Here is a 12,943-nt window from a genome sequence, read left to right as displayed (position 1 = left end):
AGACTGCGACTGAAAACTAAAAAAAATGGAACACAACACAACATTCCCTATAAAACAAAGTGAACTCGATGTATTGCGTGATGAAGCATCATCGTATTTAAAAAGTGTACAATGGGAGCAAAGCGCTAGAGCAAAAAATAGAGATAAAGATGGTAAAGACGAGTCTATTTTACTGTATTTATCACGAGCAAATAACGGTAGTAATGTAGAAATTACATCGGTTTCTAAAACTATTTTAGCTTTAAAAAAACGATTATTGCCCGATTCGGTAGCTATTCCTATGTATTTAAATCAGACGCTTTATGCGGTTCAAGAAGGTTTAACGCTTGGGATTTGGATTAAAGATAGCTACTACGATTCTTCTGGATTAACCAGTTTAAATCAGAATAAATCCGCTTTAGATGCCAACGGAAAACGCGAGTACGAAAGCAAAATGCACACGGCCACAGCTTATATGCTTTTTGCGACTGCCTATAAAATTTTAAACGATTTAAAACCACTTGCTTCAGACGATTTAAGTGTTATGAAGCAAAAGTTTGCAGGCATTCCAGAAGTGTCTTTATTGTCGCCTATAAAAGGTATTTCTTGTGCTTTATTTTATTTTGATAAATATTTAGGTCATCCAGAAATTGTAAAAACCGATAAGGATGTTATTGATTTTTCGGTGGTGTATTTCGAGGCGTTGATTGATGAAATTCAGTTACGAAAAAGCACTCTAGAATATACCGAAACCATTGAAGACAGAACCTATAAACTAGAAAACTCAGAATTTGCAGTTTCAGGTTGGAACAATATGTTTCAAGGTACAGCGAAGAGCGTTGAGTTTAATAAAATTCAGTTTGAGCAAATTGTTGGTAACCGCGATGCGAAGCACTTTGCACGTCGATTAACCGAACGTATGTTAAGCTACGATTTTGAAGCTAAAAAGAATCCGTTTCAAGAATTAGGCGGGTTTATGCCTGTGTTTATGGGCTACGGCATTCCAGGAACAGGTAAAAGTATGCTTATTGCGGCCATTGCTACGCGACTCAAAGAGCATTGTGATACCTTGGATATTCCATTTTTGTTTCACCCGATGCCAGATACGTTAATTAGCACGTTTCAAGGTGGTTCTGCCGAAAAAATGGTAGAATGGATGAAGCCTATGCAAGATCCAACAAAGCTCATTTTTGCCCCTATTGATGATGCTGAAAATAATCTACAAGAGCGTACAGCGCAAGGTGTTTCGGCAGGTGTGAAAGAGGTTATTGGCGTGTTTTTGCGCTATACCGAAGGTGCTTATGCGGTAAATTATGGTAACAGTTCTATTGGTTTATTTACCAATTTACCCGAAATGCTTGATAAAGCTGTGATTTCGCGTGTGCAAGGGCGCTTCAAAATTGATGGTGCAAGAACAGAGCACGATTTTTTAGATCAAGATCATCTGTGGTGGCGCAAATTAGACGATACCATGCCCGATTTTGTAAATATGCAAGGGCCAGAAAATTACAGCTATCTTCAAAATCAAGGATTGGCTAAAAATATGGGCGAAATTTTAAATCAGGTAGAAAAGCCTTCTGAAGCTCGTGTTCATGCGATTTATGATGAAGTTGAAAAAAATTTCAGCACTAATCAGCATTTATTCTTTGCGAATTTATACAAGGCGATGCAAGATGCTTTTCCGTTTTTCTCGTCGCGTGATGTAAGAAACATACAAAGTGCTATTTCGTTGCGTTTAACCGATTTTGATTTGGAAGAAGATTGGTTTAGTAATCCCGAAATTTATTTTAAAAAGGATTACGACACCAAATTTAATATGTTGCAAGAATTGATGCGAGCCAATATGAAAGGTTTAGATTTTTCCGAAATTCGCCGTCAAGAAGTGGTACGCTATTTAGATAATGTGGCCACTATTGCCGATACCGATTTTAAACGTAAAGTTGATGCACGAGTAAATCAATTAAACATTGAAACCGCTGCTAGAAAAACTTTTGAAGGTTTGTAAATCAAATAGAGTAAATTTAACGTGTAAATTTTAAAATTTAAAATAGAAGTTTCTTGTAAAAAGGAAATGAGATTAACATGGAAGATAAATTAAGAAACATACAAAAAAACATATTAGCAAACGAATGGGCAACCTTATATCGCGTAGATTACGATTATAAATTCGAAAATGGCGATTGGCGTACCTTATCGCGCGAAAGTTACGATCGTGGTAATGGCACAGGAATTTTGTTGTATAATAAATCGAAAAAAACGGTAATTTTAACCAAGCAATTCCGCATGCCTGCTTATGTAAATACACCTGCCGATGGTATGTCTATTGAAGTTTGTGCGGGCGCATTAGATAAAGATGAAGCACCCGAAGTTTGTATTATTCGTGAGGCAGAAGAGGAAGTAGGCTATAAAATTGAAAGTGCTAAAAAAGTGCTAGAATGTTACACATCGCCTGGAGCAGTAACCGAAAAAATGTTTTTGTTTATTGCCGAATATGATGATAGCATGAAAATAAATGATGGAGGCGGATTAGAAATTGAAAATGAAGAGATCGAAGTGTTAGAACTTCCATTTGATAAAGCTATGGAGATGATGCATAATTTCGAAATTATTGATGCAAAAACAATTATGTTATTGCAGTACGCAGAGATAAATAAATTAATTCCTGCGTAGGAAGGAATAAGAAAAATGAACAAACTAAAAACAGCCAATTTATACAGAAGTGAACTTATTCCGGTAAGCGGTAAGTTAGTTGAGCGTTACAATAAATGCTTGATTAAACTTGGGTTTACCGAAACTAAACTCAAAACTTTTAGTATTGATGGTGTAGGCTGGAGTCCAGAAATAGCCGAAGAAAAAAACGATCTAAATTACTTGAATAATGGTGAAGCAAATCCGCATGGTATTTTAATTTCACCACAACAAAAAGGGAAGCCTGTGTATTTACCGTTTCATACCTTCGATAAGGATATTATGAAACAAGTTTTTAAAATCTATGGCGAACAAATTAAAGATATTACTCGCGATTCTGCGCTGTGTCTGGATTTCGATCAAGGTATCGACGCGTTTTATGAACCTTTGGATGTGCTGCGATACAGTAAATTGCAAGTCCATTTTCATTTAATAGATAATCTTAAGAGCGTTCAACAAGAACAACTTGAACTCATCGAGGTTTTTAATCGTGGTAATAATTTTATCGATGAGTCTATTCATAAGAAGTTGCTCGATTCCGCGAAAGCGTATGGCGATTTAAGACATAGAAATTTAAACTTACCACCATTAGAATATCAAACTAATTCGTTTTATACCAGGGCATTTGGAGGTGTTTATGTGTTACGCGATTTTATATCGCCAATTGTGGTATTTGAGGATGAAAAATGGCACAAAGAAGGCATAAAAGATACCAATTACGATGTGTTAATTTATCATATAAAACAGCCAGAATTAATGGATAAATTGCGCGACCACATGATAATTGAATGTCATTTAGAAGATGTTGTAAAAACCAAGCGTTACGACCGCATAAAAAAGTTTGAAATGGCGCAACTTTTAAAGGAAACACAACACCCTATAAAAGATATTCTAACCGATTCTATTTTAACAAAAAGCTATTTAAATAAGCTAAATATTGAAGATAGAAAGCGTTTAATGAGCGTAGAGCGCTACCTTGAAAAATTGGAAGTAAGTAACCAATTTAAACGTGCTGATGTGGTTGATGATGCTCTTTTTGAAGCCCTACACAAACCACATTCCTCACTGGAAGCTGCGCATCAAGATTTAATATGGCAATTACTGGTTAATGTAGCACCAAAAGATGTGTTGTTTTGGTATTGGTATGATAAACCGGCATTTTACAAAGTTTTCGAGACTTGGGATGAGTCTTTTAAAGATTGGGTGATTGAAGTGATTAGTAACAATATTGAATAATTGGAGACAAATAAGTAAAGTATAATAAATTTTGAGATCTTGAAACGAGTTCAGGATGACAAACCATAAAGCGCAAGGTAATTTAACAAACGTTAAACTTTAAAACCATGACACTAGAATTAATAATTTTCATTGCTTCCATTTTATTTGGAGCTTTAATTTACTGGCGCGAATCGCATAGTAATAAAGTGTACCGATTTTTTAATAAAATCATGTATTCAAAAGATTTACAAATGAAAGCTTCCGATAAAAAGGGCTTTGTGTATCAGCAAAAATTTATTGTCCGTTTGTTGTTCTTAGGATTTTTATTCTTGGTAGGTATTGTAATTGTTCGTTTTTTAATTCCTATAAATTTAGCTACCATTTCGTTATTTGCATCCATGTTAGTAGGAACTTTAGCTGGAACGTATTTGGCGAATTTTATCTTTAAATCTTCCGAAGTTATTGAAGAAAAAAGCGACTCGCTCGAAGATATGGTTCAGGATACCATCGAAAAAGGTAAAGACTTTATCGAGGATCTAAAAACCAAAGACACAGAAGCTACTGAAGAAATAAAAGAAGCACCAAAAACTAACGAAAAAAGCGCAAGAGAACGCTTAAAGGATAAGGGGTTGCTTTAATATTGTCACACTGAGCGCAGTCGAAGTGTCTTGAAAATGAAAATTAATTTAAAATGATTCCTGGTCTTCTCAGGAATAATAAAAACATGATAAAAAACTACTGGAAAAAAGGAACCAAACAAAAAGTAATTACCATAATTATTGCTTTAATCTTACTTATTGTTTTGTTTGTATTACGAGACGATTATCAACCTGCGTTGTTGTTTGTTCGCAAATATATTTTTGTAATTCTATTAAGTGTTATCGTATTATTTTTAGGCTTGCGAAAATTTAGAAACAGCGCCAGTACAGGTAGTCGTTTAGGTATTTTAGCATTATCAATTGTTTTCTTCGGATTGCTTTACGTTGTAGGTTGGCATTTTAAAATGTACGATTACATGAAAACGTACAATGTATTTAATCATTTAAATAAAGTAGAAATCCACGAATTACCACTTACGCAAAATGAACGTATTCAACCGTTACGAAATGTGTTTTCAATGGCTAATGAAAGTGTAGGCGAAACCAAAGATGTTTCGTTACCGCATTTAGTGCGTATTGGAGATGAAAATAAATGGACGATGGCCATCCAGCCAACCGAAAAATACATGTGGCAAGGTATGACTGATAATACCGAAGAAGTTTTCGCAGTTTCAAGTACCACACCATTCCCGAGATTTTCCAACGAAAACCGAATTTCGGTAACATTTTCTATTGGAGAATCTTTAAAATTCAGCAGAAACACCTACAATGCCGTAGTGCAACGTTTCAATATTTTTCAACTGTTTACCATGGAACCTAGCGACACCTATTACATGAAAAACGACGCTGGAAAATGGGTAGAAGTGGTAAGTTTAATTAAATGGAAAGGCTTTTTATTTCCGTATCCAACCTTTGGTGGTGTAATGGTTATTGATAGCGGCGAGCATGACGTGAATGATTATATCGAACGTATTTTAATAGGAAAAGGTACGTACGTGAGTCCCGAAGAAATGAAAAATCATGAGTATTTAACACGCCAAAATACATTGGCAGAATCGGTGTCTCGTTTACAAGCAGAATCATTAAAATTTTTAGGCGGATTTAGCGATCCGTTGCCATGGAATATGGAAACCGCGGTTAAAATTCCAGAAATGCCAAAAGATCAAAATCAGCAACCCTACGTTACAGATTTCGATTTCACTGAAACTGAAACAGGAGCTTACAGTGGTTTATACCATTGGTTTGGTTTAGAACCCGTAGGCGAGGAGCGTACCAGCTTAAGTTTTAGTGTGTTTGTACCTGCCGATGGTACCGATAAGTTATACTATTACAATCATGCCGCAAAAAAACAAGGTTACGCAGGTGTTTCGGCAATGCCTTTAAAAGTGCAAGAATCGCGCAAAGAGTACGATTGGTCTGCAAATACACCGGTGGAGTTTCGTCCGTATATAAAAAATATAGCAGGAAAAAAGCGTATGTTTTTCATGGGTACGGTATCCTCTATAAGTGATACCAATTCTAAACAATTTGATGGTTCGGCAACACCAGATTTAGTTTTAATAGATAGCGAATATCGCGATGTTATTTGGATAGATGTAAAACATCCAAGTCAATGGGATAGAACCGTCTATGATCAATTAAACGAAGCGTGGCGCGCTAGCGAAGGCATTGGTTACTATTATGCTGAAGAGAAAAAGGAAATCGATATTGCCGAGGCGGTAAAAGATTCCATAAGTAAATTAATTCCTGTGCAGGATGATAAAGCGGCACTTCTAGAAAAGCTTCAAAAGCAAATTGATTCATTAAAGGCAATATCAAATTAATTTAATTAAAAATTGAAATTTAACAAAATTTTAATCAACCTGTAAATTATTGATATTTATGGGTTTGAGGAGAAATAGTAGTCTTTTTAAACATCGATATAATTAATTGTAACATCTAATTATTTTAAGTTGACGTATATGTTGTAAATGCTTAAATATAAAATTTGTTGCAAAAATGTAGATAAAAAGATGGTTTTTGGTAACTTTTTTAACTTTTTTCAAATAAATTAAGGTTATTATTGAACTTCTTATATTTTTGTGACTTATAAAATGTATTTAGCATCAAATCAAATTATTAAAACGGATTAATAGAATTAATTATGGAAAACAAAAGTAGCAAAGGACTTAAAATAGCATTAGGCTTAGCCGTTGTGTTATTTCTAGCAACTGGTTTTTATGCCATGAATCTTCATAAAAAAGCCAGCGACGAAAAAAAGGAATTAACTGAGCAAAAGCAGTTAGTTATGAACGATTTAAACGCGATGGCCAAACAATATGATGAAGCCATTGGTGAAAACGAAATTAAAAACAACAATTTAATTGAAGCAAGAGCGCGAATTCAAGGTTTAATAGATTCGCTTAAAATTTCTGAAACAAACGTAAAAAGTTTATGGCGTTACAAGCAAAAATATGCTTCTTTACAGAAAGAAATGGATGTTTTACTAGCTCAAAACGATTCTTTACGTATTGAAAACTCATATTTAGCAACGTCATTAGACAGTACTCGAATCCGTTTAGAAGAGCGTGCTATGTTTACCGATTCTTTATTAGTACAAAACAATGCTTTAGCCGAAGTAGTATCTGACGCATCTGTATTAAGTGCGGTAGATTTAAAAGCTTCAGGAGTTATTGTTAGAACCTCGGGTAAAGTTATTCCAACAGAGCGTGCAGGACGTAGCGATAAAATTAGAGTATGCTTTATTGTTGCAAAAAACAAATTAATACAGGCAGGTGAACAAGAATTATATGTTCAAGTTATAGATCCTAAAGGAAATACATTAGGTTTAAATGAACAAGTAACTTTTGATGAGAAAACCATCGGATATAGTTTAATAAGTAAATTTAACTACGAAAACGCCAACTTAAATATTTGTGAGTTTGTAAATGCTGCCGAAGATGTAGATTTTGAAAAAGGTAGTTATATCGTAAATGTTTTTAACGAAAAGGACTTGGTATCTACTTCAGAATTTAGTTTAAGATAATTTTTTTTAGAACTATAAAACTTTTTAAACCTTACTATTTAGTAAGGTTTTTTTGTTTTAAGGATTGTTTTTCTTCAATTAAATAAGAAGAAATTAAAGAAGCATTTAAGTTTATTTGTTAATTAAATGTTAAATCGTATATTTGGATTCTAACTCTATACAAATAAAGAATAGAAACTAACTAACTAAAAAAAGCAGGTATTTATTTACCTGCCTTTTTATTTACTTATAGTAAGTAATTATTCTAACTATTTTAGGCTTCCTACCATGTCTTCAGGTTTAACCCATTCGTCGTACTCTTCGGCAGTAACATAACCTAAATTTATAGCTTCTTCTTTTAATGTCGTGCCATTTTTATGAGCTGTATTTGCTATTTCAGCAGCTTTGTAATAACCAATTTTAGTGTTTAAAGCGGTTACTAGCATTAATGAGTTATTAAGTAACTTGGTAATTACTTCTTGGTTAGGCTCAATTCCAGCAGCACAATTTACTTCAAAGCTCACACAAGCGTCACCAATTAACTGTGCCGATTGTAATATGTTTGCGGCCATTACAGGTTTAAAAACGTTAAGTTCATAATGTCCTTGTAACCCTCCAACAGAAACGGCTACATCGTTACCAATAACTTGGGCACAAACCATAGTTAAAGCTTCACATTGCGTTGGGTTTACTTTACCAGGCATAATAGAACTTCCTGGTTCGTTTGCAGGAATAATAATTTCACCAATACCACTTCGTGGGCCAGAAGCCATTAAACGAATATCATTAGCAATTTTATTTAACGACACGGCAAGCTGTTTTAATGCACCGTGAGTTTCAACTACGGCATCATGCGACGCCAAAGCCTCAAATTTATTTGGAGCCGTAACAAAAGGTAATTTTGTAAACTCAGCAATATATTCCGCAACGCGTTTGCTATAACCTTTTGGGGTGTTTAATCCAGTACCAACAGCTGTTCCTCCTAAAGCTAATTCGCTTAAATGAGGTAAAGTGTTTTCTAAAGCACGTAAACCATGATCTAATTGAGCCACATAACCCGATAATTCTTGCCCTAAAGTTAAAGGTGTTGCATCCATAAGGTGCGTTCGTCCTATTTTTACCACATTTTTAAAAGCTTCGGCTTTTTTGTTAAGTGTATCGCGTAATTGCTTTACGCCTGGAATAGTAACTTCAACTATTTTTTTGTACGCTGCAATGTGCATACCAGTAGGGAAGGTATCGTTCGATGATTGCGATTTGTTAACATCGTCGTTAGGTTGAATAGTTTTTTCGCCTTCACCAATTACTTTTCCAGCCAATTGATGTGCACGGTTTGCAACCACCTCGTTTACATTCATATTACTTTGCGTACCCGAGCCTGTTTGCCAAATCACTAATGGAAATTGGTCGTCGTGTTTGCCTTCTAATATTTCGTTACAAACATTGGCTATTAAATCGCGTTTTTCAATTGGTAATACACCTAATTCGCAATTTGTGTAAGCCGCTGCCTTTTTTAAATAAGCAAAGCCATAAACAATTTCTAATGGCATAGAGGCTGGTGCTCCAATTTTAAAGTTATTTCTAGAGCGTTCCGTTTGCGCGCCCCATAGCTTATCGGCAGGTACTTTTACCTCGCCCATAGTATCTTTTTCTATTCTAAAACTCATGTTTAATGCATTTTAATTGTAATACAACAAAGTTACTGTTTACTCTTTTTTCTATCTATTATTTTGTTGACTTTTTTAACAGATAAATAACAATAAATATTTTTTAAAACCTATTAAATCTATTAATTTAGTAGGGGTAAAAATAACTAAGATAAATATATATTATGGCAACAATAAGATTAGGAGATGAAGCTCCAAATTTCAACGCAAATTCCACCGAAGGAACTATAAATTTTCACGATTGGTTGGGTGATAGCTGGGGGATTTTATTTTCGCATCCAGCTGATTACACACCAGTTTGTACAACAGAATTAGGTACGGTGGCAAAATATAAAAGTGAATTTGAAAAACGTAACGTTAAGGTAGTCGCTTTAAGTGTTGATGGGTTAGAATCTCATAAAGGATGGATTAACGATATAAACGAAACTCAAAATACTACAGTAAATTTCCCAATTATTGCAGATGAAGATCGTAAAGTTTCAGAATTATATGACATGATTCACCCAAATGCAGATAGTAAGCTTACAGTACGTTCGGTTTTTGTTATAGGTGATGATAAAAAAGTGAAGCTAATAATTACGTATCCAGCATCAACCGGAAGAAATTTTGATGAGTTGTTACGTGTTATCGATTCGTTACAACTTACAGCATATCATAAAGTAGCAACACCAGCTAATTGGAAAAACGGAGAACATGTAGTTGTTAGTCCAGCAATTTCCACAGCTGATGCTAAAAACATTTTTACAAAAGGTGTAGAAGAGGTGAAACCTTATTTAAGATTAACACCACAACCTAATTTAAATTAGTTAAAAACTCTGTTAATAATTTTTAATTTGATATTGTTTAAAAAGTCTCTTTACATTATCTTTGCGAACAGTTATTAATAGAAGACACATATAAATTATGTTTGATTTTGACCAGTATTTAGGCTTTTTAGCATTTTTAACCATTTTAACCATTGGGTTTTGGTTAATGATATTTTTATTAACCTTCGTTATTCCTTACTGGATTGGAGGTGCTTTAATTGAAAGATTAAAAGAAATTAAAGAAGAGAAAAAAGCAAAGCGTAACGCCAGCTAATCAAGCTTAATTTAAAAACAAAAAAAAGGGAAACTATAATATAGCTTCCCTTTTTTTTGTGTTTTATTTTTAATTTGATAATTTAAAAATAAAAAAAGCTGCTTAAAGAGGTTAAACTTTAAACAGCTTTAAATTTTTATTAAACAAGTGTATTAGCCTTCAAACTCAAAATCGTCGTCACCACCACCTTGATTTTCGCGTTCGTTTTGTTTTTTGTGATGCTGATTAAATCTGTAACGTAAAGACAGGTTAATTTGGCGTTGTCTCCATTGAAATTCGCCATAGGTTTCGTAACTATCTGTAAATGTTGTCGATTTACGTTTTCGCGAGTTAAGTAAGTCTCTAACATTTAACGAAATGGTTGCATTATTATTAAACAATTCTTTACTAAAAGCTAAATCTAACGAAAAAATGCCATTGTCTTCACCTTGAGCGTTCTGTCTTGCTCCTCTATAAAAAGTATTTGTTTGCCAATCGATTTTCGATGGTAAGGTTACTTTACTACTTAAACGAGCAAACCAACTGGTGTTTTTAGCACTATAGTCAACACCATTAAATTCTCCATTAGTGTTAAATTGAAAAAAGTTAAAACTAGAATTTAAGCGTAACCATTTTACTGGATTATAAAGTACGCCTAGTTCTGCACCAGTACGCTCGTTTGTAGATAAGTTTACAGGAACGGTTCTAATAATATCGATACCATCCGATGTTTGTCCGCCAGTATTTTCTTGAATTCGCTCAAAAGAATCGGTTTCATGTTGATAATAAACAGATGTTGTTAACGTAAGTTCGTCCCAACGTTTTAAATAACCCAAATCGAAAGCGCTGGCAAAAGCAGGTTGTAAATTAGGGTTTCCTTGAAATACATTTGTACGACTTGAACGCGATGGAAACGGATTAATAAACCAACCTCTAGGACGATTTATTCTACGATTGTAACCAAAAGTAATACTTTCTTCAGAATCTTCATCATCACCCGATAAATTGTAAATTACGTTTACAGTAGGGAATATACCGAAGTAATTATTATCGAAATCGGTATCAATTGGGAAACCATAAAATTCCTCTAATTCTTCAGGAGTTAATCTCGATTCTATGTTTCCTTTTAATTGAGTGTTTTCTAAGCGAAGTCCTAATAAAAATGAAAATTGGCCAAATTTAGTACCATATTGAGAATATAATGCATTAACATTTTCGGTATAATCAAAAATATTTGATAAGGCATCATTTACTTCTAAATTTCCATTATCAAGGTTTTCTTGCTCTAATAAATAATCGGTAATAGAATTTTCAAAATTTCCTCTATATCCAGCTTCAAACCTTGCATTCTCACCAATAGGAAGCACATAATCTATTTGGAATAATGATTCGTTTTCATCATCATTTTGCGTAATGTTTTCAATTTGAAAAGGGTCGGGATCAACTTGATTGGTAAAATTATAATCTTCATTATAGTAGGTAAACTGTTCTTCACTTCCTGTTTCTATTTGAATGTCGGCAGTAAGTTCATGACCATTATCATCGAATTTTGTAATATAATTTAATGCAAATTGAAAGTTTCCACCATCTTCATTTTGTTTTTCAATACGCTGGGTTTGCTCTACATGATCGGCATCAATGTAGCGATCACTAATATTTAAACCAGAATCTCTGTCTTGTCCGTAACGATAAAAAACGGTTCCTGTTAACGAGGTTTTTTCCGAAAGGAAATACTCCATACCCAAACTAGCGTTATAATTTCTGTTTAAACGTTCTACTTCGGCATCTTCGCGCACTCTATTAACTTCATCAGGTTCAGTATCAAAATACTTCGTGTCACTAAAGCTGTTTCTTGGAGAGTTAAAATAACGAAATCCTAAATTTGAAAAGAGATTAAATTTTTCGGTGCGGTAGTTTAAATTTGTCGAGAGCCCTAAGTTATCGGGATTTCCAACCGTTGCATTTATAGAGCCGTTAAAACCTAATGTTTCTTGTTGGCGTAAAATAATATTTAATATTCCGGCAGTTCCTTCGGCATCATAGCGTGCCGATGGAGATGTAATAACTTCAACACGTTCAATGGCCTCGGCAGGTAACTGACTTAACACATTGGTGTCGCCAAAACCAGCCATAGCCGATGGTTTTCCGTTAATTAAAATTCTAACATTTTCGTTTCCACGTAAGCTAATAGCGCCTTCAACATCAACCGAAACCGATGGTACATTGTTTAAAGCATCGCTTACCGTACCGCCAGCAGTTGTTAAGTCTTTACCTATGTTGTAAACTTTTTTGTCGAGTTTAATTTCAACTGTAGTTTTTTCGGCAATAACTTGTACGGCGTCTAGGGTAGCCATATCTATTGCTAACGCAATGGTTCCTAAATTTTCGTTGCCATCAATTTTACGATCATTATACGTAATGGTTTTATACGAGATATATTCAATTGAAATGTTGTAAACTCCCTTACTTACAGAGATATTAAAGTTACCATTAGTATCGGTAATACCGCCTTCAACTATTTTATTTTCAGTTTTACTAAAAAATGAAATTGTGGCGTATTCTAAAGGGTCTTGCGTTTCGCTATCTATAACTTTTCCTGAAACCAAAACAGCTGGTTGCGATGCAGGTTGGGCGTAAACTAATATTGAAAATAGCAATAAAAAGGCTAATGAAAGGTTTGATTTATTCATTAAAATATTTTTGAGTTGATTTGATGTTTAGACCGCAAA

Annotated in this window: 10 protein-coding genes; 8 read left to right on the top strand and 2 right to left on the bottom strand. The window is 34.1% G+C overall.

Features of this window, described 5'->3' with window-relative positions:
* Positions 1 to 25 precede the first annotated feature (25 nt).
* From PK35_RS08270 to PK35_RS08245, 6 genes are all read left to right on the top strand, one after another.
* Positions 26 to 1,984, top strand: a complete 1,959-nt coding sequence (locus PK35_RS08270; protein ID WP_044626235.1) for an AAA family ATPase — start codon at positions 26 to 28, stop codon at positions 1,982 to 1,984.
* Positions 1,985 to 2,061: 77 nt separating this feature from the next.
* Positions 2,062 to 2,649 carry an NUDIX domain-containing protein gene (locus PK35_RS08265; protein ID WP_044626234.1) on the top strand — a complete coding sequence of 196 codons (588 nt, stop codon included), beginning with the start codon at positions 2,062 to 2,064 and terminating at the stop codon, positions 2,647 to 2,649.
* A 15-nt stretch (positions 2,650 to 2,664) separates the two neighbouring features.
* Positions 2,665 to 3,903, top strand: coding sequence for a DUF6638 family protein (locus tag PK35_RS08260; protein WP_044626233.1), 1,239 nt, complete (start codon positions 2,665 to 2,667; stop codon positions 3,901 to 3,903).
* A 107-nt stretch (positions 3,904 to 4,010) separates the two neighbouring features.
* Positions 4,011 to 4,523 carry a hypothetical protein gene (locus tag PK35_RS08255; RefSeq protein ID WP_044626232.1) on the top strand — a complete coding sequence of 171 codons (513 nt, stop codon included), beginning with the start codon at positions 4,011 to 4,013 and terminating at the stop codon, positions 4,521 to 4,523.
* Between the two features lie 86 nt (positions 4,524 to 4,609).
* Positions 4,610 to 6,307 carry a hypothetical protein gene (locus PK35_RS08250; protein WP_044626231.1) on the top strand — a complete coding sequence of 566 codons (1,698 nt, stop codon included), beginning with the start codon at positions 4,610 to 4,612 and terminating at the stop codon, positions 6,305 to 6,307.
* A 320-nt stretch (positions 6,308 to 6,627) separates the two neighbouring features.
* Positions 6,628 to 7,509: a chromosome partitioning protein ParA gene (locus PK35_RS08245; RefSeq protein WP_044626230.1), complete on the top strand. Its 882-nt coding sequence runs from the start codon at positions 6,628 to 6,630 to the stop codon at positions 7,507 to 7,509.
* Between the two features lie 248 nt (positions 7,510 to 7,757).
* Here the strand turns inward: PK35_RS08245 and fumC are convergent, their stop codons facing one another.
* On the bottom strand, positions 7,758 to 9,155 hold the full coding sequence (fumC, locus tag PK35_RS08240; protein ID WP_044626229.1) for a class II fumarate hydratase: 1,398 nt from the start codon (positions 9,153 to 9,155) through the stop codon (positions 7,758 to 7,760).
* Between the two features lie 164 nt (positions 9,156 to 9,319).
* Between fumC and PK35_RS08235 the strand changes: the two genes are divergently transcribed.
* Together PK35_RS08235 and PK35_RS17740 are read left to right on the top strand one after the other, a co-directional pair.
* Complete coding sequence (locus PK35_RS08235; protein WP_044626228.1) at positions 9,320 to 9,961, top strand: peroxiredoxin; 642 nt, start codon at positions 9,320 to 9,322, stop codon at positions 9,959 to 9,961.
* A 97-nt stretch (positions 9,962 to 10,058) separates the two neighbouring features.
* Entirely contained in the window at positions 10,059 to 10,235 is a 177-nt protein-coding gene (locus PK35_RS17740) for a hypothetical protein (RefSeq protein WP_202903828.1), read from the top strand.
* 152 nt (positions 10,236 to 10,387) lie between these two features.
* Here the strand turns inward: PK35_RS17740 and PK35_RS08230 are convergent, their stop codons facing one another.
* Positions 10,388 to 12,904 (bottom strand): TonB-dependent receptor, encoded by a 2,517-nt coding sequence (locus PK35_RS08230; protein ID WP_044626227.1) that lies wholly within the window; start codon positions 12,902 to 12,904, stop codon positions 10,388 to 10,390.
* Positions 12,905 to 12,943: the final 39 nt, after the last annotated feature.

The organism is Neotamlana nanhaiensis (assembly GCF_000943555.1).
In the GTDB taxonomy this organism is placed as follows: Bacteria; Bacteroidota; Bacteroidia; order Flavobacteriales; family Flavobacteriaceae; genus Neotamlana; species Neotamlana nanhaiensis.
This window is presented reverse-complemented; position numbering and strand designations above follow the sequence as displayed.

Excerpts from the sequence above, each read along its gene's own strand:
- PK35_RS08235 (WP_044626228.1), top strand. The coding sequence starts at position 9,320 with ATGGCAACAATAAGATTAGGAGATGAAGCTCCAAATTTCAACGCAAAT.
- PK35_RS08260 (WP_044626233.1), top strand. The coding sequence starts at position 2,665 with ATGAACAAACTAAAAACAGCCAATTTATACAGAAGTGAACTTATTCCG.
- PK35_RS08255 (WP_044626232.1), top strand. The coding sequence starts at position 4,011 with ATGACACTAGAATTAATAATTTTCATTGCTTCCATTTTATTTGGAGCT.
- PK35_RS08265 (WP_044626234.1), top strand. The coding sequence starts at position 2,062 with ATGGAAGATAAATTAAGAAACATACAAAAAAACATATTAGCAAACGAA.
- PK35_RS08250 (WP_044626231.1), top strand. The coding sequence starts at position 4,610 with ATGATAAAAAACTACTGGAAAAAAGGAACCAAACAAAAAGTAATTACC.
- fumC (WP_044626229.1), bottom strand. The coding sequence starts at position 9,155 with ATGAGTTTTAGAATAGAAAAAGATACTATGGGCGAGGTAAAAGTACCT.
- PK35_RS08245 (WP_044626230.1), top strand. The coding sequence starts at position 6,628 with ATGGAAAACAAAAGTAGCAAAGGACTTAAAATAGCATTAGGCTTAGCC.
- PK35_RS17740 (WP_202903828.1), top strand. The coding sequence starts at position 10,059 with ATGTTTGATTTTGACCAGTATTTAGGCTTTTTAGCATTTTTAACCATT.
- PK35_RS08270 (WP_044626235.1), top strand. The coding sequence starts at position 26 with ATGGAACACAACACAACATTCCCTATAAAACAAAGTGAACTCGATGTA.
- PK35_RS08230 (WP_044626227.1), bottom strand. The coding sequence starts at position 12,904 with ATGAATAAATCAAACCTTTCATTAGCCTTTTTATTGCTATTTTCAATA.